This is a genomic window from Actinomyces sp. oral taxon 170 str. F0386 (assembly GCF_000195595.1).
Lineage (GTDB): Bacteria > Actinomycetota > Actinomycetes > Actinomycetales > Actinomycetaceae > Actinomyces.
Window position 1 is genome coordinate 1 of the sequence record NZ_GL882555.1, and the last position, 21,676, is coordinate 21,676.

Below are 21,676 nucleotides of genomic sequence, written 5' to 3' on the forward strand. Positions count from 1 at the left end.
GGCCCGCCCGCGCCCTGACCCGGCGCGGGCGGGCCGCTCGTTCTCCCCTGCCGGTGCTTGTCACCGTGCTGGCAATCCTGGGGGGGTGCGCCATCATCCTGCCCCTGGTGGGTATGGGGACCCGCGTCTCCTGGGGGCAGCTGCCTCAGCTGCTGGCGACGCCGTCGGCGCAGGCGGCCCTGTGGCTGTCGATACGCACATGCCTGGTCTCCACGGCGATCTGCGTGGTGCTGGGCGTGCCACTGGCGCTGCTGCTGGCCCGCAGCTGGCCGGGCGTGAGGCTCGCACGGATCCTCGCGGTGCTGCCGATGACGATGCCGCCGGTGGTGGCCGGCATCGCGCTGCTGTCTACGCTGGGAAACCGTGGCCTGCTGGGGGCCCACCTGCGGCAGTGGGGCCTTCCCATCGCCTTCTCCACCACTGCGGTGGTCATCGCCCAGGTGTTCGTCTCCATGCCGTTCCTGGTGGTGACCCTGGAGGCGGCACTGCGCAGCCGCGACACTCATGCCGAGACCACTGCTCGAACGTTAGGGGCGGGGCCCTGGCGAGTCCTGACCCAGATCACACTGCCGCTGGCGGCGCCCGCTCTGGCTCGCGGCACGGCCCTGGCCCTGGGCCGCAGCCTGGGCGAGTTCGGGGCCACCATCGCCTTCGCGGGCTCCAAGGAGGGAGTCACCCGCACGATGCCGTTGGCCATCTACCTGGAGCGGGAGAAGGACACGGCCACGTCACTGGCCCTGGCCGCGGTGCTCATCGGGCTGTCCTTCGTCATTGTCGGGGCGACCAACGTCGACTGGTCCCGTCTGGCGGCACTGGTGCACCGAGTCCCCGAGGGAGGGGCCGATGAGGTTCCCCCTCCCACGCCCACCAGTGAACGCTCCCCCTCAGCTGGGCCCGACGGCGTCATCTCGGCCCCCACCGGCACGCACCCCACCCCACCGGCCGGGGACTCCCCGCACGGCCAGGACCTGCGAGTCACCTTCGAGCTGGCCGAGCGCGACGTCGTCGTCGACCTGGAGGTGGAGGCCGGGCGCACGGTGGCGCTCGTCGGTCCCAACGGCTCGGGCAAGTCGACGGTCTGCTCCGTCGTGGCCGGTCTGCTGGATGCCGAGGACGGCCGGGTGGTCCTGGGCGGGCGGGTCCTGGACGGCGCAGGGAGGTTCGTCCGCGCCGGGCACCGTCAGGTGGCACTGCTCAGCCAGGAGCCGGGCGTCTTCACCCATATGTCGGTCCTGGGCAACGTGGTCTTCGCGCTGCGCTGCCAAGGGGCGAGTCGGGGCGAAGCGGTGAGGCGGGCACGCGTCGAGCTGACCGCCGTCGGTGCCGCGCACCTGGCCTCCCGCTCAGGGGGTGCGCTCTCGGGCGGGCAGGCGGCCCGCGTGGCCCTGGCCCGAGCGCTGGCAACGGGACCACGTCTGCTCGTCCTCGACGAACCGATGTCGGCCCTGGACGTCACCGCCCGTCAGGAGATGCGCCGCCTGGTGTCGCGCCGATGCGCCGAGGAGGGGCTGACGCTGCTGCTGGTGACCCATGACGTCCTGGACCTGACGGCGCTGGCCGAGGACGTCGTCGTCCTGGAGCGGGGGCGCGTGGTGGAGCAGGGGCCGACGGCGCGGGTCCTGTCCGCGCCGCGCTCGGACTTCGTCGCCCGTCTGACGGGGACGGCCGCGCTCACGGGCGTCGTCGACGGCGAGGCCGAGGCTCCGGGGTTGCGGCTGCCGTCGGGGCGGGTCATTCACGGCCGCCCCTATGAGGGGCCGACCGAGGACGGGACCCCTGCACGGAGCGGCCAGGGCCGACAGGAGGACCAGAGCGAGGTTCTCCGCCCCGGAGCGCCGGGGATTGCGCTGGTGCCGCCCGACGCCGTCGCCCTCTACCGCGAGGCACCGCACGGCAGCCCCCGCAACGTCCTGACCGGCCGGGTGACGGGGCTGGAGCGCTCGGGGGCGCTGGTGAGTGTGCGCCTGGAGCTGGAGGAGGGACAGCGGCTGTCGGCGGCGGTCACCGCCGGGGCCGTGGCCGAGCTCGGCATCACCGAGGGTCGGGAGATCTGCTGCGTCATCAAGGCGGTTCAGGTACGTATCGTGGCCCGCCGGGGCTGAACGCCCGCCACGTGTCCGAGGAGAGAATGAGGAGGAGGACATGAGTGCAGTGAACGGGAACGACGGAGACTCGATCATTGCCGAGGAGCGTCTGCGGCCGCTGAGCCGGGATGAGCTGGAGCGTTACCACCGCAATGCCCTGGTTCCGCAGGTGGGGGTCGTGGGGCAGCAGCGCATCCGCGCGTCCCGGGTCCTGCTCGTCGGTGCCGGCGGCCTCGGAGCCCCGGCGGCCCTGTACCTGGCGGCCGCCGGGGTGGGCACGATCGGGCTCATCGACGACGACGACGTCGATGTCACCAACCTCCAGCGCCAGGTCATCCATATCACAGCCGCCGTGGGGCGTCCCAAGGTGGATTCGGCGGCCGAGGCGATCAGGGCGCTCAACCCCGACGTCGAGGTCGTCACCCACCGGACTCGTCTGACGGCCGACAACGCTCTGGGTCTGCTGCGCGGCTGGGACGTGGTCATCGACGGGACGGACAACTTCCCCACGCGGTATCTCGTCAACGACGCCGCCGTCCTGCTGGGGCTGCCGCTCGTGCACGGGGCGGTGCTCGGGTTCAACGGGCAGGTGGGGGTCTTCGACGCCCGTCGGGGTCCGTGCTACCGGTGCCTGCACCCCACTCCACCGCCCGCGGGCTCGGTGCCCTCCTGCGCCGAGGCCGGAGTGCTGGGAGTGCTGCCGGGAATTATCGGAACGATGCAGGCGGCCGAGGCGCTCAAGCTCATCATCGGTGGTGCCGAGCCGCTGCTGGGGAGGCTGGCACTGCTGGACGTCTGGGGTGGGAGGCTGCGAGAGATCCCCGTGGCGAAGAACCCGGCCTGCCCGGTGTGCGGGGAGAACCCGACTATCACTGCGCTGGTGACGGAGGCCGATTCCTGCACGATCCCCCAAACTCCTGGCGCCGACGCGCAGCCGCATGCGCGAACCGCAGAGGACGACTCCCACCGGCAATCTGAAGGGTCCAGGCCTGATTCCAGTGCGTCCCCACGGATTCAAGGGACCGGAGAGGCCCCAACAGCAGAGTCGGCAGCGGATACCGTCTCTGCTGCCGAGCTGAGACAGCTCCTGGCAGGCGCCGAGCCCCCGGCACTGCTGGACGTGCGCGAGGAGATCGAGGTGACGCTCGAGCCGATGGAAGGGGCGCTGCACATTCCGCTGCGTGAGGTAGTGGCGCGCATGGACGAGCTGGACGTCGCGCGCACGACCGTGGTCGTGTGCGCCGCCGGGATCCGCTCAGCCCGGGCCATCGAGGCACTGCGGGCGGCCGGCTACACCGGCCGACTCGTCAATCTCGACGGCGGCGTGAAGGCGTGGGCGGCCGGCTGACGGGGGCCGTGGCGCGGGGCATCGCGACTGGGATGCGGGAATGGTGTTTCGGTTAAGTGAGGTTTGCTCGCATCTTGCTAGGTGGGCTGGTGTGGATTGAGGTGTGGTGGACGGCCTCGGGTGGTGGGCGGAGGGGGACGGCTCAGGACGTGGTGGGTCGGGTAGTTGGGGCGTGTCGCGGTGGTGGAGGCGATTCCAGGGGACGGCCAAGTGCCTGGTTCGCCATGGACGACCACTGGGGTGCATGACTGCGGAGGTCGCTGGTGCGGTCCGCGAGCCCTTGGGTGCGTCTGCGAGCCTCCGGGTGCCCCGGGGCTGGCGGGTTCTAGTGGCCTTGGGCTTCCTCGGCGTCGTCAGTGAGGTAGGAGACGAGGCGGACGAGGTCGTAGGGGGTGGAGGTCTCGGTGGTGGTGATGGTGCCGTCGATGGTGCGCCACTGGGTCTCGCCGGCGGGGCGGAATCGGGTGGTCCAGGTGGTGGTCAGGGTGGTGGTGACGTCTTTTGCGGTGTGCTTGTAGTGGTGGGTGACGGTCTGGTGGGGGTAGGGGGCTCCGGGGTCGGTAGTGGTTGTGGTGGTGCCGTCGCCCCAGTTCCAGGTGTAGGAGGTGGGGGTGAACTCGACGTCGATGGTGGTGCCCAGGATGGTGGTCGTCTGGTAGCGGGTGGCGGGGTTGGTGTAGACGATGAAGGCCTTGGAGATGATGACCTTGGGGCCGGGTGGTTGGCGGGTGATGCCTGAGCCGGAGGCGATGAGGGTGGCGGCCTGGCGGGTGGTGATCGTGATCACCCGCGGGCCACCGCCGCCGGCGGCGGGTGCATCTTCCTGGGGCCGGGAGGGGTGAAGGATCTTGTCGGCTATGCAGTCCATGTCCGGGATCTGGCCACCATTACTGACGCAGTCCTGGTGGGGCTGCTCATCCCACATCGACGGATCCGACGCCGACACAGCCGGACGAGGTGGTGAGGCAGGCGAACCAGAGCCTGAATCAGGCAATTCTATCGTCTCGCTGGCTTCTCCGGTTATCTCCGACCGACCTCCAGAGTTTTTTCCATCGATACCCGGAGTCGATGAGCGAGGTTCACTTCTAGCCGAGACAGAAGGAATTGACACAAAAAAGGCAATCGCCATAGCCGCAAGAAGGCGCTTCATCTCGGAATTACCTCTCCTTCACCAATCATCCAACGACCATTCACGTACCGAACCCCGAGCTTAAGTTCTCGATCTTCATCAGGACCAGAGACAGAAGGGTCACTACCTGGATAACACCAGATCATTTGCCCATAGTTAATATGAACATGAATGAGATTGTAGTTATACCCTTCGAGCTTGTCGTAGTAGCGGATATTTGTGATGTCTTGCTCCCACTTGTTGGCCCAACCGCCACCCGCGTGAAGTTCTGCCGCCTGGTCGATGACTGATTTGCAGAAGACGCAGCCGTCTTCGCTCATAGCGGCGAGCTCGGTGGTGTTGCCGGTCATGAAGGCGTAGCGGTAGAGGTCGAGGAAGTAGTAGACGCTGCCGGTGGCACCTCGTGCGGACTCCTCGTCCATGTGCGCAGGTTTGGCGGGTGCGGGTTCGGCCAGGGCGGCGTCGCGCTGGGCCCGCAGCTCGGGTGTCAGGGCGGCTTCTCGGGAGGCGGTCGCCGAGGCGTTGGCGTCGGCGATGCCCTGCTCGGCCCGGGCGACGGCCGCTGAGGCGCTGGCACTGGTGCTTGCGCCGGCCTCGGCCCTGACATCCTTCAGCGAGCAGGCAGCCACCCCCAGGGCCAGCACGCACGCCATCGCCAACCCCGCCGCCCACTGGCGTCCGAGGCGCGGCCCGGGGCAAGTGACACGTAACGCCTGTGCTGGTCTGCTCGGGCGTTCCGGTCCTCCTGTCGGGGCGGTCCGCTCCTTGGACTCGTCGACACGGCTGCGGCTCGGTCGGGCCTGAGGGCCTTGCGGTGCCAGACGCCACTGCGCCGACATGGGTCCCCGGTTGCGACCGGGTGCTGAGCCTTGCGCGCCCGCGAGCGCAGGGGATTCTGGATGAGCTCGCGCAGTGTCAGATGGTGCGGTGGCATCTCAGGGTGCTGGTGCGAGGCTGTGCGGCGAGTGAGCGAGCTCCAGCTCGTCTGCAATCCATGAGTACAAGGGGCTGGTGTCGTAGAAGGATGTGGACCCCCAGTGGTGCACCTCGTCGTCGACGAGCTCGTCGGGCGCACGAAGAATGTGCACATCGGTCTCTCGGCGGACAAGATCGACATAGCGGGCTAAGGTCCAATTGGCCTCCATGGCCGCCTGTCTCCGGCTCAGGACGGCTGACGTGCTCGGGGTGGTCTTCGTTACCCATGGCACATGGAGCAGTACTGTCCTACTCGTGAGGTCGAGGCGTTCCAGAAGACTGCGAAAACGCAGCAGGGCCGGTCGCCACAGGTGCAGGTGCTCTGCCGTCCCCAGCTCAAGGAGCCTGGCTGGAAGCTCTTTGTATAGGCCAGCCGTCAGAGCTTCCGGCGAACGCGTCAGAAACGTCCCGGGGGCTGTTTCCAGGATGCCGAGACGTTCGTCGCTCAGGTCCCACAGCAGAAGATCAGTGTGTGCGGCGGCGGTCAGCTGCGCCTCCAGATTGCCCACCATGTCAGACAGGAAGGAGCGGCGGGCGAATGACGATCTCAGCAAGGACAGATCGAGGTCACCGACGTTTGCGGAACGTCCTGCGCTGATGAGTGACTGACGGGCGATATGGCTTTCTACTTTCCAGCCCCGGTTCTCCAGCTCGTTCGCCGCGTTCCTGGCCACGCAGGAACCGTAGACCGTGATTTGTCCTGTCGAGGTTCGGTCAGGGGTGACTGTGGCCACGGGCTGCCTCCAAGCTGCTGTCATGGGCGAGGCCTGGGAAGGAGGCCGTCTTTACTCGTTTTCTCATAACGGTAGTTGCGCAGGTGAACCGGACAAACGACAGTCGTCATGATCGCGGTGCATGCAATCAGACTGTGATGTTCCAGGCCTGCTGTGACGAGGTTGAAATCCCTTGTAATCGTTGCGATACCAGGGAATATCTGGGCTCGGTCACATGATGGCCTCAGCTGCCGCTGGCGTCCGCTCAGGGTTGATGCGCAGTTCGGCGCATTCATTGGGTTAAGTGATAAAGGGTGATCGTCGCCATACCTGAAGGCCTGCTGCGGAGGGGTAACAAGGGGAAATTGAGGGGTGGGAACTGCCTAGACTTAACGGCAAGCGCGCTCAACCGCCATACGCGCAACCAACGACAATGCCATTGGTTCTTGTGTCATTCATACAAAAGCTGACGGCTCCGATCCCGAGGACGATCCAGATGAAACGCGTAATCACCTACGGCTCCTTCGACCTGCTCCACTACGGGCATATCGAGTTGCTGCGCCGAGCCAAGGCGATGGGTGACTATCTCATTGTTGCTCTATCCACTGATGAGTTCAGTGCCTCCAAGGGGAAGCAGGCCTACTTCTCCTATGAGCAGCGCAAGGTGATGCTTGAGGCTGTTCGGTACGTGGACCTGGTGGTCCCCGAGCGGACATGGGGGCAGAAGAGTCAGGACATCGACGAGTACGGCATTGATGTCTTCGTCATCGGTGACGACTGGGTCGACACCTTCGATGAGCAGCTCGAAGGGCGCTGTGAGATCGTCTATCTGCCGCGAACCCCGGAGATCGACGCCTCTCGGATGAAGGAGTGCTGTGACACCGAGGAGGCTCGGGTGCTGTGAGTCTGAGCCGCCTCAGATGCGACGATTGTGCCCTGGGCCGAAGTAGACGTCGTCGAGCGTGGCGGTCATCAGGGATCGCTCACGCAGGATGTCGATGATCTGGCCGTAGAGGTGGGTAACGGTGGGGAAGTTCGCGTGACCGATGACGATGTGTTGCGCGAGCAGCCACTTCTGCGCCTCGCCGAGAAGAACGTCCTCTGTCAGTAACCCCGAGTCGCCGAACGAGCCGTACCACATCGTGGAGGTTGTGTACCCCATTTTCGCACAGGCCGAGTCGGTGAACGAGTTGCGGTTGCCGTAGGGGGGCCGGATGAAGGGCGCCCCGGTGATGCCGTAGGTGTTGCGCAGCAGGTTCTCGCACTGAGTGAGCTCATCGATGATTGCTCCCTCTGACAGTGTCGTCAGATCCGGGTGCGTCCAGGTGTGGTTGGCCAGCTGAACCTGCCCGGATTCCACCAGGGGCGCCAACTTGGCCTGGTTGTCCGTCCAGCTCGGGTAGGTGCCGGTGACGAAGAAGGTCAGTCGGACTCCCGAGTCCTTGGCGAAGTCCAGGTAGGCGTCCACGACTGAGGAGTCGACGCCGTCATCGACCGTGATGGCCACGACGTTGCCGACGCTCTCCGGTAGAGCGGTGATGACTGGCTCCGCCGGAGTGGGGGCGGGCAACGAGGGCGGCCCATCCTGCAGGTGGAGCGGGCTGAGCGACGGCGTGGGAGAAGGGGTCTGTGAGGAGGGTGCGGATGCCGAAGGCGAGGCCTGCGTCGAAGGCGGCGCTGATGGGCTGGGGCCGGATGCTGAGCTCGCTGCGGTGCAGGCACTGAGGCATCCGGTCGTTCCGGCGGCAAGGGCAAGCAGGAAATCGCGTCGTTGCATGGGAAGGACTTTCTTGAGCACGAGAGAGCGTCAAGCAACCTGTGTACAGAACATCATGTAGGGAAGAGGGAGGTAGCTCCGAGTGGGGTGGCTGACGGGGTTTGAACCCGCGACCTCCTGGACCACAACCAGGCGCTCTGCCGACTGAGCTACAGCCACCATGTACGGCGAAGCCGCAACGAATCGGTACTGTATCCGTTCATCTCCTCGCGCACCAAACTGAACTCGGTGCACTGCGTCACGTCACAGAAGCCCCGGGTCTTGTCATCTGGTCGGTTCGGCCATGACGCGTTCGGCTGCTTCCTTGCACTCCTGGGAGCTCGGTCCCTCGCCGCTGGGAAACAGGACGGCACGGTAGTAGCGCAGCTCGTCGATCGACTCCAGGATGTCTGCCAGCGCACGGTGCCCACCGGCCTTCTTCGGAGCCTGGAAGAAAGTCCTGGGATACCAGCGCTTCGCCAGCTCCTTGAGTGAGGAGACGTCCACGATCCGGTAGTGAAGATGCTCGATGAGCTCCGGCATGTCGCGAGCCAGGAACGCCTTGTCCGTGCCTACCGAGTTCCCGGCGAGCTGGGCGGTGCGGGGCTCGGGCACAAGGGAGGTCACATAGTCCAGGACCGTCCTGCGAGCCGCTTCCATGGTCAGGCCATCCTTCAGGTCGGTGAGAAGACCTGAGGAGGTGTGCATGGTGCGTACATAGTCGTCCATCTGCTCCAGCGCAGCGGATGGAGGCTTGATGAGCACATCGATTCCTTCGGCCAGGGGCGCGAGCTCGTAGTCGGTGACGACGACGGCGACCTCGATCAGCGCGTCAGCGCTCAGGTCCAAGCCCGTCATCTCACAGTCGATCCACACCAGCGGGTCTGAGGTTGTCATCTGCTTGCTCACGGGCCCCACTCTAGTCGCCTCTGAGGTCCTTCAGGTCATGAGCCCTGTCCTGAAGGCGGCGCGATTCACGGTGAACTCCTGGCAGAGCTACCCGGTTGGCGTCAATATCGCGATAAGGTCTCTTTGAAGCCTGACAGCCCTTGAGCGACTCGGAGACCTCATGTCCCAAAGCCCCGCCCCCCGCCACCTCGGAAGCTCCTACATCATGGAGTCCCGGATCGGCGCCGGCGCCCAGGGCGAGGTCTGGCGCGGCCGGCGGGCTGACGCTCGTGAGGTACTGGCCTTCAAGGTGCTGCGTGCCGATCTGGTGGAGAATCCCGACGTCGTCGAGCGCTTCATCAAGGAGCGCTCGACGCTGATGCGAGTGCGCAGCCCCTACGTCGTCGCCATTCGTGACGTGGTCATCGAGGGCTCCACCTTCGCGATCGTCATGGACTACGTCAATGGCGGGGACCTGCGTGATCTCCTGCGGGCTCGCGGGTCGCTGCCCCCTGCACAGGTGGCGTCCCTGGGCACACGTATCGCGCAGGGACTATCCACGGTTCACCGGGCCGGGGTCATTCACCGGGACATCAAGCCCGCCAATGTCCTGCTCAGCTCACGTCCGAGCAGAGGCGGCGATCCGGCTGAGACGGTTGCTACCGGTGTCGCTCCAGGAGGGAGCGTGCCGGAGGCTGTCGTCCCTCGACTGGCGGACTTCGGTGTGGCGCGCATCTGTGACACCTTCTCCGCCTCCCACCTCACCGGGGCGATCGGTACCCCGCTGTACATGGCTCCGGAGATTCTGTCGATGCAGGCTCCGACCTCTGCCGCGGACATCTACTCACTGGGCATCATGCTCTACGAGATGAGCTGCGGGACGACGCCGTTCGTGGGGGAACCCGCCCAGCTGCTCAGCCAGCACGCCCGACGTGACGCAGGCCGACCGGGTGGTATACCTGACGCGCTGTGGGAGCTCATCGCCTCGATGACGTCCAAGCAGCCCGACATGCGTCCCTCCATCGATTTCGTCGCACAGCGCCTGGACGTTATGCAGTCTGCGCTCGCGGGGCTGCCTGCGGCTCCAAGACTTGTGGCGCCGCCCCAGTCAACGGCCTCAATGGTCCCTTACGACTGGGACGCGCCGTCGTCGACGGATCCGGCGACAGCGCCGACGATGCTTTCTGGCTCGAACTCCTCCACGGTTCCAGGGCCCGCGGCACCGAGTATGCAGGCCGGGCAGTACGTCAGTGCTCCGAGCCACATTTCGGCCGCTGGGGGCGCTTCGGGGGATGGCGGCGTCGTTGCTCCCGCGACAGTGAACGCTCCTGCCATGCCCGGAGGCAACGGGGTCTCGCCGGCGGCCTTCTATCCTCAGCCGGGTTTTCAAAGCGCGGACCGTGTGTCGGACGGAGCTGCTGCTGGTACGCCTAGGCGATGGTGGCGTCGTCATGGGGTGGTGGCGGTCGTGGTCGTCACCGTTCTTGCGGTAGTTGGAGCCACTTGGTGGTACTTCTTCTCCGGGCCACACGTTGACAGCACCTGGCCAGCGGCGCTGCCCGACGGCGACCGCGTTCAAGAGGACCAGCGCTACACCGATGTTGACGACCCCTACCTCTCCGCGGACAGAAGCATGCTCCTGTACACCGATGCGGGTAAGGTGCACCTGTTCGACCTGACGCGCAAGGGCACCAGTAAGGTGTGGAGCGGGGAGTGTGACGAGGCTCGGTTCTGGGCGGGCCCATCCTTGCTCTGCATCAGCACGACCGGTCAATCCACTCTGGTCAACGACAGCGGTAAGACCTCCAACGCTCCATTCTCTGAGGGCTCCACCTTCCTGGGGGCGACAACCGACATAGCGGTGGTTTCCTCCGGCAAGGGAACGCTCACTGGAGGCCCCCTGATCGCCTATGACGCCTCGGGCAAGGAGAAGTGGCGCGTGGGCGGGCACTATGAGAAAGGGCGAGTTCGTAACGGATTCGTCCTCGCCTATGAGAGCAAGTCCAAGCAGGTCCAGGTGCTGTCCGCGAAGGATGGAGCGGTCCTGATGTCTGAAACTGGCAAGGAACCGGACTTCGCCAGTGACTCTCTCTTCCCTGGTGGGGTCAATATCGAGTCCGGACCGGAGGCGTTCTCCCGTGTCACCTCCTCAGGAGCCACGATCTACAAGGCGGATGGCAGTGAAGCAGGCACCGTCACAGGACACTTCTCTGAGAAGCGCCGGTGGGCCGCATCCATTCCCTTGGACTCCTCGGCGTTGAAGGAGGCCTACACCTCGTTGGCAAAGACATCGTCCTCGACCACCCCGGTCATCGGCCCCAACGGCACAACCAATGTCGCGATCGACACAAGTGCGTGCACGGCCAAGGTCGAGGGCAGGAAGCTCTCGCTTCCAGAGTCTGCGAAGGGTGAGGATTGTGTCATCAGGCCCATCGGCGGTTTGAGGGATGGGCAGCTCCTCATACAGGTCGGTAAACCGGGCTACCTGGCTGATGAGACCGTTGCCTTGGTTGTCGCAGTCTCCCCGGAGTCCGGCAAGGTCGGATGGAAGACTCAAGGAGTCTACGTCGCAACAGTGGCACCGTTGGACGGGGACAGCGGCGCCCGCTTGATGCTCGGGCAGGGAACCACTTATCAGTACGACCTCGTGGTCTCGAGTATAACCAGCAGATAAGAGATCGCGTCAGTAGATTCCGGGCGGTGAGTAGCGGTGCTACTGCTGGTTGGGGACGTACTTCTCCGGTGGGGACTACGTCTTCCTACAGGCCACGAGGGCCTGACCGTCATCGTCCGCAGGAGAGGTACGTCCTGGGGGCGTGCGGCCCAGCCGTCATAGCACTGGCATGGCGCAGGGGTGTTCGACGCCGTCGGGGGCGGTCTGCGCGTTCGGGAGCGGGAATCCGGTACCCGAACACGTGGAGCGCCCCCGGCCGAGCCCGACGAGATGCAGCGTGCGCGTCAGTGTGGCTGAAGGAGGTCAGCGCCGTCCTCGACGGGCCAGGGCGATGTAGCAGGCCACCATGCAGGCCAGGCCGATGGCCGAGAGCAGACCGTAGTTCGTCAGCCACTGCGTGGTCTCGTGCTTCCACAGTGCGTCATCTCGGTTGGGCATGATGGCGAGCATCTCCAAGGTGGAGGCAGCCATCGCGTACCCCCACCGGGATGGCATGAACCACGCCAGCTGCTCGAAGACTGCGCGTCCCGAGATCGGAATGATGCCGCCGGACAGGACGAGCTGAGCCATGATTGAGACGACTAGGACCGGCATGACCTGCTCCGAGGAGGACACCATCGCCGAGACCGCCAGTCCCAGGAGGCCGGAGACGAAGGCAACTGCCCAGCAGCAGAAGGCCAGCTCCAGTCCAGGCCACCCACTCAGGATGACCGCATCGTCAGGGCCCTTGTTGAGCATCAGGGCGATTCCCATCATCAGTGCGGTCTGAACGGTGGTGATGAGAGCCAGGATGGTCGCCTTTGAGACGAGGTAGGCACCGGATCTCAGACCGACTGCCTTCTCACGCAGGAAGACGTCCCGTTCCCCGATGAGGTCGCGAATGGTGGCCGACATTCCGGAGAAGGCCGCTCCAGTGATAAGGATGACCAGCAGCTGCATGGCCTGACTGGAGTACTTGACGATGGTGGGACCGGGATTACCCGGTGTTGGCTCTGGGTAGCTGGGTACCGCGAAGCCGTCACTTCCCTCAATCGCCTTGGTGAGCAGTCCCATGATGATGGGGAGCAGCAGCATGAATGCGAGGTAGGAGGGGTCTGCCGCGACGATCCTGAGCTGGCGTCGGACCAGGGTCGAGACCTGCCGGAGTACCGACTGCTGCTTAGGCGGCTTCTCCTGCGTCGCCGGTCCGGCGGCCGCTGCTGGAGCGCCGCCGCGGCGAGTGGAGGGCACCGTGGACTCCATGTACTGACGCAGCTCCGCGGTGTGGTTGCGGATGAGGGCGTAGACATCGGCGTAGCCGTCCACAGCGGGCGGATCCGGCAGTGTGCCCTTAGGGGTATTGAGCAGGAGTCGCCCCTGGGAGGCGATCTCATTGAGCCTCTGGCGGAAGTAGGGAAGTACCTCGCGAGGTGAGCCGTAGTAGACGGGCTTTCCCCCAGCGGCGAGGATGAGGACCTTGTCCGCTCGGTCGATATGGTTCTCATTGTGGGTGACGACGACGACGGTGCGGCCACTGTCCCCGGGACGAGTCCCATGGGCCAAGGATGCCAGCAGGTCCATGACGTCACGGTCCAGCTGAGGGTCCAGTCCGGAGGTGGGCTCGTCGAGGAACAGCAGGCTGGGGCGGGTGAGCAGCTCGATGGCGGTGGAGACCCGCTTGCGCTGACCACCGGAGAGCTTCTTGATGCGCTTGTCTACGTGCGCACTCAGGTCCAGGTCCTCCAGGACCTCGGCAATACGCTGTTGCCGTTCGGCCTTGGTCACGTCCTTGGCGAAACGCAGCTCAGCGGCGTACTCCAGGGTCTTGCGGACGGTCAGCGCGGAGTGGATGACGTCGCTCTGAGGGACGACTCCGATCTTGTTGCGCATCACCGGGTAGTGCTCATACACATCCAGCCCGTTGAAGAGTACCTGCCCCTCCTGTGCCTTCTGCTCACCGGTGAGAGCCTTGAGCAGCGTCGACTTGCCGGCTCCTGAGGGGCCGACGACGGCCAGCAGCTCGTTGCCCGGAAGCGAGAAGGAGATGCCGTCGAGCAGAGTCATGCTGCCATTGTTGACGCGGAAGGTCAGGTCCTTGCCGACCAGCTCGCCACCGGCGCCACCAGCGACCTGGACCTCGCACAGTCCGTCGGGCCTGAGGGAGATGAAGGTCGAGCCCAGTCCCAGGAGCACGGGCTGAGTCACCTGCACCTGCGAGACCCGCTGACCGTCGACGTACACACCATTGGTGGATCCCAGGTCGGTGACGACCATGCCGTTGCCCGAGAGGTCGATGCGGGCATGGTGCTTGGAGATGAGCGGGTCATCCAGGACCAGGGCGTTGTCGGGGGCTCGCCCGATCGTGCCCGAGGAGGTGATGCGGAAGGACTTGAGCGTATGCCGTGAGGCGGGGAAGGCATCCGAGTTCGCCGAGCTCGATGACGGTGATCCCTGAGGACTTCCGGAAGCAACGTAGGTGGCGGCTGACGATGCTGATCCCATGGCCGGCGGCATGGGACGGGCCTGTGATGGCACGGCTGTGGTCGGAGGCAGACCGGAGGGAGGCTGGGGGAGGGGACCGGACTGTGGCGCTGAGGCCGCGCTCGGTTGGGACGCGGTGAAAGGAGCGCTCGGTGCCGACCGGACAGGGGGGCGCATCGGCTGCGGCTGAGCTGGGGCCCCGGTGTATGAGGCGGCACCGGAGACGACCGGGGTGAGTCCCAGCGCCGGTCCCGAGGCGTCGCCCAGCTGAATCCGTGTGCCCTGGGTGACGAGTGCCTCACGGGTGACGGATCCGTTGACGAGCATGCCGTTGCGCCCCTGACAGCTCACCGTCCACCCGGCTGGAGTCGGGGTTATCAGCAGATGTGTCCGAGACACGAGAGGGTGGACGATCTGTACATCGCTGTCTGGTGCCCGCCCCACGGTGAAAGGAGCCGTGAATGTATGAGGCTCGAGTGAGGCCTGGGCGGAAAGGGAACGCACGATGAGTGCGGGAGTGGGCAAGGCGCAGTCCTTCCGGGTGTTGCGGTGGAGCTTCGGTCACGATACTGGTGTTTCGTCGCCATCGCTAAGAGTAAGCACTCCCCGGTGTGATGTTCCGTACATGTGTGGATGGGTAAGTGCAGGGGGGCAGAACCGCCTCGGCGTGTCTCCCCGGCCGGTCACAGGATGGTTGCAGTGCGGTTACGTTCACGTTGCCGCCTTGGCGGCAATCGCTTCAGGAGTCGGCTTCAGTCGCCTTGCGCAATCATCCGCGCGCCCGGTTCGATGCGGCGTCGTAATCGTGGTGTGACTGCCTCGTGATTGACCATCGGTGTCGAAGATGACGGTGAGCCGGCCCTCCTCGGGGCCTGGAGCCGCCGGGCTGATGGCGTAGTCTGGTCAAGCGCTTACGCACGCCTCCGTAGCTCAATGGATAGAGCATCGGCCTTCTAATCCGCAGGTTGCCGGTTCGAGTCCGGCCGGGGGCACTGGGCAACGAGTTCGAAAGGGTTGGGATTCCAAGGATGACCGACCGCTCGGGTCGACGCCTCGCAGGACATGACGCTGCTGCTGTCCCGACGCCGGAGCTCCTTCCCGACTTGGAAACCACGGCGAGCGGTGATGTTGAGATGCATCTGAAGGGATCTGCGGTCCTCCTCCTTCGAGGGTCGGGCCCGCGGCTCTGATCGCCGCATCGAGGGATGGACGATTCTCATCGTGGCTGTGACACCTGTGGTGCGAACCGACGAGATCAGTCGTCGACTCTGCACCTCTGTGCTCATAGTGTTGGCACATGCCCGTTCCTGCCCCCTCGCGCCACTCCGAGGACGATGCTCCCGTCTCCTCGCTGAGTCGCGCTCAGCTTCTCGATGTCCTCACTGACCTGGTGCGGGACCTCGAGCGCCTTGATCTGGCCCTGAGTGCCGACGGTATTGAGGCTGCGCGCACACTGCGTGACGGCCTCATCGGACAGGTACGTGATCAGGTGATCCCCCGCCTCCAGGACGCTGATATCCCATCCATCGTGGTGATCGGCGGTTCCACAGGTGCTGGAAAGTCGACGCTTGTCAACTCCGTACTCGGCCAAGAGGTCTCGGATGCCGGGGTGCTGCGGCCCACCACCCGGACACCGGTCCTGGTGGCCAACCCCGAGGACATGGAGTCGCTCAGCGAGCACCCTCTGACGGAGGTCTGCCGTCAGGAGGTCTCTTCTGCCATCCCGCCGGGCCTGGCTCTCATAGATGCCTCGGACCTGGACTCCGTTCACGAGGCCAACCGGTCGCTGGCGGGCAGGCTGCTGGAGGCTGCCGATCTGTGGCTCTTCGTCACCACTGCGGCACGCTACGGCGATCAGACGCCCTGGACGACCCTGGAAGAGGCCGCACGACGTGAGACCCCCATCGGCGTGGTTCTCAACCGGGTACCGGCGAAGATCCTGGCGGAGGTACGCCGGGATCTCATCACTCGGCTGCAAGGACTGGGGCTGTCCGAGGCGCCCTTCTTCGTCATCCCTGATGCCGGACCGCACGAGGGACTGCTCTCGGGTGACGGAGTGACCGAGCTACGTGACTGGTTGCGGCTCCTCGCCGGGCGTCATCGTGCGGCCGGCTTGGTTCGCCGTACCGGACGAGGCGTGTGGAGCACGCTGCGTACGGACCTGGAGCGCCTGGCCGATGACGTCGATGCTCAGGAGGCTGTGGCGCAAGGGTTGGAGAAGGAGTCTCAGGGCCTGAGAGACGCGGCGATCGAGGCGTTGAGCGCCGACATCAAGGCCGGTGCAGCAGGCCAAGGCGCCACCGCTACCCGTTGGATCACCCTGGCCTCCTCCGGTGGTCCGCTGGCCTCACTGGCTCAGGGGAGCAGACTTCGCAGAGGTTTCCTGGGGCGGGCCGACAAGGCTCGTGCCGAAGGACTGTCTCAGTTGGCCAACGATGCCCGTGAGGCACTTGCCAACCAGCTTCAGGCCGCGATCGTCGCCCTTCGTGCCAAGGCTGAGCGGGCCTGGGCCGAGGTGGGTGCCGGTGAGCGTGCGCACAGGATCCTGGGGCAGGGTGACGAGGCGGTGGCGACCATTGACGCCTGGGTCGGTTACCTCGAGGCCAATATCCAGGGCCCGCAGGATATTCGTAGACTGAGCCCTACCGGCGTCATCGACCTCCTTATCTCCGCGGCCGCTGGTGTCGACGGAGCCGTCTCGGCCGCCAGGCGCCTGGGACTGGAGGCGCAGACCGTCCAGGCCAGTACCCTTCTGGTGGAGGCGGTCACGGAGGCGCTGACCGCCACAGTCCCCAAGGGGGCGGCGATCTCGCTCGCTCCTGCCCCTGGGTTCGCCGCCGCGCTGCGCCTGCGCTCGGGCGAGCTCAAGCCCTTCACCCGCCCCGGAGCCACAGCATGAGCCAGTCCGACACTTCCTCCACCTCCTCCGTGCCCACCGTGCAGACGGACTTCGAGGTGCTCGACGCTGAGCATCTCGACGCCCGTCTGACGGCGGTTCGCGACGCCCTGCGTATGTGCCCGACCGAGGTGCCGGCCTCGCTGTCGATCCCCGCCCACAAGGCGCTTGACGCCGTGGCGCAGCGCCTGGCGCTGGGAGTGGATCACACCGTCGTGGCCCTGTTCGGCGGAACCGGTTCGGGCAAGTCGTCCCTGTTCAACGCCTTGACCCAGCTCAACTTCGCGGACGTTGGTGCGCGTCGGCCGACGACGTCGCGGGCTGCCGCCTGCTCCTGGGGTGACGACGCGGGTCCGCTCCTGGACTTTCTCGGAGTCTCCTCGGAGCGACGGATTCGGAGGGAGTCGATTCTTGATGCTGGAGACCAGGGGAATATGTCCGGTCTGGTCCTTCTTGATGTCCCGGACTACGACTCAGTGACGACAGAGCACTCGTTGCAGGTGGACCGGCTCGTCCCATTGGCTGACATCCTCGTGTGGGTCGTCGACCCTCAGAAGTACGCCGACGCAGCCCTCCACGACGGTTACCTGCGTGGGCTGGGCGCCCGCCAGGAGGACATGCTCGTCCTGGTCAACCAGGTGGACACGCTCCCGGAGAGCGGGCTGGCGAGCCTGCTCGACGACGTCGGTTCCCTTCTCAAGGATGATGGCCTCAGCATGGTTCAGGTGCTACCGGTGTCGGCGGTGCGAGGCGATAATCTCGACGTCGTGCGCAGTCTGCTGCGCCAGCGCGTCGCACGGGAGTCCAACGCGGCTCGTACCGCCTCGGCCGAGCTTGATGCGATCATGCGTCGTCTGCGTCCCACGGTGGCCAAGAACAAGGTGGAGCTCAATGCGGATCTGACCGAGGACGCAACCAAGGTACTGCTGCACGCCTCTGGTGCCCAGGCGGTGGAGGACTCGGTGCGAGCCGGTCTGTCCAAGATCCTGCCCAGGGCGCTGGCCCGCCCTGAGCCCCCCTCGCGTACCGCAGTGGCCTCGGCCCATTCCACGTGGGTTCACCGCACCTCGCAAGGGCTGCCGCCGGCCTGGGCGCGAAGCATGGAGTCGTCCGTCGTCCCGTCTGAGACCCTGGCGGGACAGACCGCTGAGGCTGTTGGTTCCGTTCCGCTCCCGGGACATCGCCAGCCGGTGATCGACCTCATGTGGTGGGGCGGCCTGCTCCTGATGATCGGTGGGGTGTCGTGGCTGGTCGCCTCCGTGGTTCGGGAAGGGGTCGGGGTGCTTCGCCACAGCATCGAGGTCGTTCCCGTGTGCCTCGTTGTCCTCGGCCTGATTGCGGTACTACTGGCTACGGTACGTCGGCGCACCAGGGCGCGCCGTGAGGCTGAGCGCTATGGGCAGCAGGTGCGTGCCCGCCTGGAGTCCGTGGTCGAGCGAGGGCTGAGTACACCTGCTGCCAGAGTTCTGGAGAAGCACCGGGCGCTGCAGACCGCGCTGGGTCTGTAGGCCCATTGCTCCGCGGTCTCCCAGTGGCCACAGCCGGTGGTCCTGCGCTTCCTGATACTCGTGTGGGGACTCAGCGAGGTGCCCGCTGGGCATCTGCGGGTGGTGACGAGCACGGTTGTGGCGAAGGGGCGGCAGAGCGCCGCCCGTCTACGACCAAGGAGCTCTCTCATGACTCGTCAACTCGACCTCACCGTTCAGGGCGTTGTCGGAACGCATCCGGTCCTATCCCGTGTGGGGGACAAAGCCCGTCCCTACTGTCGTTTTCGTGTCGCCGTCACACCGACCTACCGCACCGAACAGGGGTGGAACAACGCAGACACCATCTGGTTCACTGCCAAGGCGTGGGGACAGCTCGCCGCCAACCTGAGTCACTCGCTGCGCAAAGGGGACGCCGTCCTGCTCACTGGACGGTTCTCCCAGGAGTCCTGGGAGAATGACGGTAGAAGGCACGAGACCAACGTCATCACGCTACAGGCCGCAGGCCATGACCTGACCAGGGGGGAGTCCCGCTTCGCGAGAGTCAGAGCCGCGGAGTCCGCGCCGTCCGCGTCCTCGGGAGCCAGCGCTGGTGAGACCGAGCTCGAGTCCGGGCCTGACTACCACGTCTCATCAGATCACTGGGACACTGCGGTGACGACCGGCAGCGCTGTGGCATCGGCCTCCCAGAACACCGAGATGTTTGAAAGGCCGCCCGAGTCGCGTGGGACGCCGTCGGAGATCCCCGAGTCCCTGGTCGTGGGGCCGGCGTCCCCGCAAGCCGAGGAGCCGTGGCCCGCGTATGAGCTCGCAGACGATCTCACCGAACAGTCGGCAGAGATTAGCTGACGTCGGAATGCGAGTGGAGGAGATAGTCGAGGTCTGCGGGGTGGGCGACCTCGAGCACCTCGATGAGGACGCGAGTCACCAGTTCAGCGGTCTCCTCGCCGGCCGGCAGCAGCCGGGTGAAGACATGGCCGGTCTCCTGCCATCCGATGGTCTCCAGGATCCTGCATTCAGTGGGGCCGAGCAGGACTCTGCCCCGCGCATCAAGCTCGGGCAGGGATACCTCGATCCCGTCGGAGCGACCGACGAGGACGATTCCCGGAAGGTCGGGTGAAGCAACCGGGGGAGTGGTCAGCGCCAGCCGTGACAGCAGCCGCGACCAACGTCTCTTATGGGTCAGTTCCTCGACCTTCACCACGGGGGCTGGGGTGGTCAGCAGCAGAGTGGCACCGGATGAGGCGTTGGCCGCTTCGGTACCGGATTCCGGCAGCTCTCCCTGCTGCACGGCCGGTCTCGGTGCCGGCATGCACTCCTGTTCCAGGAACCGGGGCAGCGTTCGGGTGAAGCCCGCCCAGGACCCCAGATCGACGTGGTCCTCGAAGGACCGCGCCAGCTCGTGGGACAAGGAGATCTCACTCATGCGTGCAAGCCTAGGTGCACTGCCCTCCGGCCGTTGGAACGTCGGTTCCCATGAACACTCCGATTACAGGAGCATCACACCTTGTCGTTGCCAGGACAAGCCACATCGATGGTGGGCGTGTCACGGCAGGAAATTGGCGTGTCGGCGCATACGGTGGCCGTAACGCGATAAACCCGGACGCCGTGCCCGGGGAAGTAGCAGGGGGAGTAACGAGCAGATGATCCGCTTCGACCATGTCTCGAAGGTCTACGACCGAGGGGCGCGTCCGGCGCTTGACGACGTCGACATCAAGGTCAATCGCGACGAGTTCGTGTTCCTCGTGGGTGCCTCGGGGTCGGGCAAATCGACCTTCTTGCGCCTGGTTATACGGGAGGAACGTCCCACCAAGGGACGTATCCACGTTCTAGGACGTGATCTGTCGCAGATCTCCTCCTGGAAAGTGCCGCAGCTGCGCCAGGAGATCGGTTTCGTCTTCCAGGACTTCCGACTCCTGGACAACAAGAACGTGCTGGAGAACGTCGCTCTGGCATCCCAGGTCATCGGTAAGCCCCGTCACTACATCCTCTCCGCCGTGCCGGAGGCCCTTGACCTGGTGGGGCTGGCCGGCAAGGAGAAGCGCCTCCCGCATGAGCTCTCCGGGGGTGAGCAGCAGCGTGTGGCGATCGCCCGTGCCATGGTGAACCGTCCCAAGCTTCTCCTGGCCGACGAGCCCACCGGGAACCTGGACCCCTCAACCTCGGTGGGGATCATGCGTCTGCTCGACCGCATCAACCGACAGGGAACCACGGTGGTCATGGCCACCCATGACGATGAGATCGTTGACCAGATGCGTAAACGCGTCATCGAGCTCAAGGGCGGTGAGGTCGTGCGCGACCAGGACCGCGGTGTCTACGGCTCGGACCGCTGAAGGAGAAGAACTGTGAGACTGCGTTTCATCCTCTCGGAGACGGCCAAGGGCATGTCCCGCAATCTGGCGATGACAGTGTCCGTCGTTCTCGTCGCCTTCGTCTCCCTGCTCTTCGTGGGTGCATCGTCGCTGCTGCAGAGCCAGATCTCGACCATGAAGGGTGACTGGTACGACAAGGTTGAGGTCTCGGTCTACATGTGCCCGAAGGCATCGGCCTCGTCGAACTGCGCCAACGGCGAGGCCACCGCGGCTCAGATCAGCGAGGTCGAGAGGCTCATCACCAGTGGAGCCCCCTCCGGCTACGTCAAGTCCTATGAGATGGAGACCAAGGCCCAGGCCTACAAGAACTTCATGAAGGCCTACGCCAAGTCCGCCGTGGGACGAAACGCCACCGAGGACATGATGCCGGTCTCCTTCCGAATCAAGCTCAAGGACGCTGAGAACTACAAGCTGGTGGCCGAGCAGTTCGAGGGGCACAGTGGCGTCGAGCGTGTGGTCGATCAGCGATCCACCCTGGAGCCCCTTTTCCTCGTGATGAACCGGGCCTCCTGGATCACAGGCGGGTTGGCGACCATCATGGCGGTGGTTGCGGTTCTGCTCATCTCCACGACCATCAGGCTGTCAGCCATGTCTCGATCCAGGCAGACGGGGATCATGCGCCTGGTGGGGGCCTCGAACCTCTTCATCCAGCTGCCCTTCATTCTTGAAGGGGTGATTGCAGCACTCACCGGAGCCGTGCTGGCCGTGGCCGCCCTGTGGGTGGGGGTGCGCTATGTCGTGGAGGACTGGCTCGCCTCCTCGATCTCCTTCACAAGTGCCTTCATCAGTACCAGGGACGTCCTGTTCCTATCGCCCTGGCTGATCCTGGCGGCCATCTCCCTGGCCGCGATCTCCTCCGCATTCTCCCTGTCCAAGTACACGAGGATCTGATCTCAC

At 65.4% G+C, this 21,676-nt stretch carries 16 protein-coding genes and 2 tRNA genes; 10 read left to right on the forward strand and 8 right to left on the reverse strand.

The genetic code is table 11. The features are described from left to right. Window positions 1–14 precede the first annotated feature (14 nt). Together modB and moeB are read left to right on the forward strand one after the other, a co-directional pair. Window positions 15–2,102: a molybdate ABC transporter permease subunit gene (gene modB, locus HMPREF9056_RS10505; RefSeq protein ID WP_087942262.1), complete on the forward strand. Its 2,088-nt coding sequence runs from the start codon at window positions 15–17 to the stop codon at window positions 2,100–2,102. Between the two features lie 40 nt (window positions 2,103–2,142). After that, window positions 2,143–3,432 (forward strand): molybdopterin-synthase adenylyltransferase MoeB, encoded by a 1,290-nt coding sequence (gene moeB / locus HMPREF9056_RS10510; protein WP_009404955.1) that lies wholly within the window; start codon window positions 2,143–2,145, stop codon window positions 3,430–3,432. A 325-nt stretch (window positions 3,433–3,757) separates the two neighbouring features. On the opposite strand, the gene HMPREF9056_RS10515 is transcribed toward moeB, so the two are convergent. From HMPREF9056_RS10515 to HMPREF9056_RS10525, 3 genes are all read right to left on the reverse strand, one after another. After that, entirely contained in the window at window positions 3,758–4,357 is a 600-nt protein-coding gene (locus HMPREF9056_RS10515) for a hypothetical protein (RefSeq protein ID WP_009404957.1), read from the reverse strand. Window positions 4,358–4,578: 221 nt separating this feature from the next. Beyond that, window positions 4,579–5,214: a DUF6318 family protein gene (locus tag HMPREF9056_RS10520; protein WP_009404958.1), complete on the reverse strand. Its 636-nt coding sequence runs from the start codon at window positions 5,212–5,214 to the stop codon at window positions 4,579–4,581. A 282-nt stretch (window positions 5,215–5,496) separates the two neighbouring features. Continuing rightward, complete coding sequence (locus HMPREF9056_RS10525) at window positions 5,497–6,294, reverse strand: DUF6270 domain-containing protein (protein WP_050793059.1); 798 nt, start codon at window positions 6,292–6,294, stop codon at window positions 5,497–5,499. Between the two features lie 451 nt (window positions 6,295–6,745). On the opposite strand from HMPREF9056_RS10525, the gene tagD reads away from it, so the two are divergent. Further along, window positions 6,746–7,153 carry a glycerol-3-phosphate cytidylyltransferase gene (gene tagD, locus HMPREF9056_RS10530; protein WP_034514454.1) on the forward strand — a complete coding sequence of 136 codons (408 nt, stop codon included), beginning with the start codon at window positions 6,746–6,748 and terminating at the stop codon, window positions 7,151–7,153. Window positions 7,154–7,165: 12 nt separating this feature from the next. On the opposite strand, the gene HMPREF9056_RS10535 is transcribed toward tagD, so the two are convergent. From HMPREF9056_RS10535 to orn, 3 genes are all read right to left on the reverse strand, one after another. Further along, on the reverse strand, window positions 7,166–8,026 hold the full coding sequence (locus HMPREF9056_RS10535; RefSeq protein WP_034514473.1) for a polysaccharide deacetylase family protein: 861 nt from the start codon (window positions 8,024–8,026) through the stop codon (window positions 7,166–7,168). 83 nt (window positions 8,027–8,109) lie between these two features. Then, window positions 8,110–8,185 (reverse strand) — tRNA-His (locus HMPREF9056_RS10540). A gap of 105 nt (window positions 8,186–8,290) precedes the next feature. Next, the gene (orn, locus tag HMPREF9056_RS10545) at window positions 8,291–8,902 is read right to left on the reverse strand and encodes an oligoribonuclease (RefSeq protein ID WP_009404962.1); all 612 of its coding nucleotides are present in this window, start codon (window positions 8,900–8,902) and stop codon (window positions 8,291–8,293) included. Between the two features lie 172 nt (window positions 8,903–9,074). On the opposite strand from orn, the gene HMPREF9056_RS10550 reads away from it, so the two are divergent. After that, complete coding sequence (locus HMPREF9056_RS10550; RefSeq protein WP_009404963.1) at window positions 9,075–11,567, forward strand: serine/threonine-protein kinase; 2,493 nt, start codon at window positions 9,075–9,077, stop codon at window positions 11,565–11,567. Between the two features lie 303 nt (window positions 11,568–11,870). On the opposite strand, the gene HMPREF9056_RS10555 is transcribed toward HMPREF9056_RS10550, so the two are convergent. Then, a complete protein-coding gene (locus HMPREF9056_RS10555) occupies window positions 11,871–14,552 on the reverse strand; it encodes an ATP-binding cassette domain-containing protein (RefSeq protein ID WP_034514455.1) in 2,682 nt (893 codons plus the stop codon). Between the two features lie 394 nt (window positions 14,553–14,946). Here HMPREF9056_RS10555 and HMPREF9056_RS10560 point away from each other — a divergent pair. From HMPREF9056_RS10560 to HMPREF9056_RS10575, 4 genes are all read left to right on the forward strand, one after another. Further along, window positions 14,947–15,019 (forward strand) — tRNA-Arg (locus tag HMPREF9056_RS10560). Window positions 15,020–15,324: 305 nt separating this feature from the next. Beyond that, entirely contained in the window at window positions 15,325–16,926 is a 1,602-nt protein-coding gene (locus tag HMPREF9056_RS10565) for a GTPase domain-containing protein (protein ID WP_009404967.1), read from the forward strand. Then, entirely contained in the window at window positions 16,923–18,431 is a 1,509-nt protein-coding gene (locus HMPREF9056_RS10570) for a GTPase (RefSeq protein ID WP_009404968.1), read from the forward strand. Before HMPREF9056_RS10565 ends, HMPREF9056_RS10570 begins: the two co-directional genes overlap by 4 nt. 168 nt (window positions 18,432–18,599) lie before the next feature. Next, a complete protein-coding gene (locus HMPREF9056_RS10575; protein ID WP_034514456.1) occupies window positions 18,600–19,256 on the forward strand; it encodes a single-stranded DNA-binding protein in 657 nt (218 codons plus the stop codon). On the opposite strand, the gene HMPREF9056_RS10580 is transcribed toward HMPREF9056_RS10575, so the two are convergent. Then, window positions 19,249–19,833 carry a hypothetical protein gene (locus HMPREF9056_RS10580; protein ID WP_009404970.1) on the reverse strand — a complete coding sequence of 195 codons (585 nt, stop codon included), beginning with the start codon at window positions 19,831–19,833 and terminating at the stop codon, window positions 19,249–19,251. The genes HMPREF9056_RS10575 and HMPREF9056_RS10580 overlap by 8 nt on opposite strands. Window positions 19,834–20,050: 217 nt before the next feature. Between HMPREF9056_RS10580 and ftsE the strand changes: the two genes are divergently transcribed. Both ftsE and ftsX read left to right on the forward strand, forming a co-directional pair. Next, a complete protein-coding gene (gene ftsE / locus HMPREF9056_RS10585; protein ID WP_009404971.1) occupies window positions 20,051–20,740 on the forward strand; it encodes a cell division ATP-binding protein FtsE in 690 nt (229 codons plus the stop codon). 12 nt (window positions 20,741–20,752) lie between these two features. After that, window positions 20,753–21,670 (forward strand): permease-like cell division protein FtsX, encoded by a 918-nt coding sequence (ftsX, locus tag HMPREF9056_RS10590; RefSeq protein ID WP_009404972.1) that lies wholly within the window; start codon window positions 20,753–20,755, stop codon window positions 21,668–21,670. Window positions 21,671–21,676 lie beyond the last annotated feature (6 nt).

Excerpts from the sequence above, each read along its gene's own strand:
- moeB (WP_009404955.1), top strand. The coding sequence starts at position 2,143 with ATGAGTGCAGTGAACGGGAACGACGGAGACTCGATCATTGCCGAGGAG.
- HMPREF9056_RS10515 (WP_009404957.1), bottom strand. The coding sequence starts at position 4,357 with ATGTGGGATGAGCAGCCCCACCAGGACTGCGTCAGTAATGGTGGCCAG.
- HMPREF9056_RS10520 (WP_009404958.1), bottom strand. The coding sequence starts at position 5,214 with ATGGCGTGCGTGCTGGCCCTGGGGGTGGCTGCCTGCTCGCTGAAGGAT.
- HMPREF9056_RS10525 (WP_050793059.1), bottom strand. The coding sequence starts at position 6,294 with ATGACAGCAGCTTGGAGGCAGCCCGTGGCCACAGTCACCCCTGACCGA.
- tagD (WP_034514454.1), top strand. The coding sequence starts at position 6,746 with ATGAAACGCGTAATCACCTACGGCTCCTTCGACCTGCTCCACTACGGG.
- HMPREF9056_RS10535 (WP_034514473.1), bottom strand. The coding sequence starts at position 8,026 with ATGCAACGACGCGATTTCCTGCTTGCCCTTGCCGCCGGAACGACCGGA.
- orn (WP_009404962.1), bottom strand. The coding sequence starts at position 8,902 with ATGACAACCTCAGACCCGCTGGTGTGGATCGACTGTGAGATGACGGGC.
- HMPREF9056_RS10550 (WP_009404963.1), top strand. The coding sequence starts at position 9,075 with ATGTCCCAAAGCCCCGCCCCCCGCCACCTCGGAAGCTCCTACATCATG.
- HMPREF9056_RS10565 (WP_009404967.1), top strand. The coding sequence starts at position 15,325 with ATGCCCGTTCCTGCCCCCTCGCGCCACTCCGAGGACGATGCTCCCGTC.
- HMPREF9056_RS10570 (WP_009404968.1), top strand. The coding sequence starts at position 16,923 with ATGAGCCAGTCCGACACTTCCTCCACCTCCTCCGTGCCCACCGTGCAG.
- HMPREF9056_RS10575 (WP_034514456.1), top strand. The coding sequence starts at position 18,600 with ATGACTCGTCAACTCGACCTCACCGTTCAGGGCGTTGTCGGAACGCAT.
- HMPREF9056_RS10580 (WP_009404970.1), bottom strand. The coding sequence starts at position 19,833 with ATGAGTGAGATCTCCTTGTCCCACGAGCTGGCGCGGTCCTTCGAGGAC.
- ftsE (WP_009404971.1), top strand. The coding sequence starts at position 20,051 with ATGATCCGCTTCGACCATGTCTCGAAGGTCTACGACCGAGGGGCGCGT.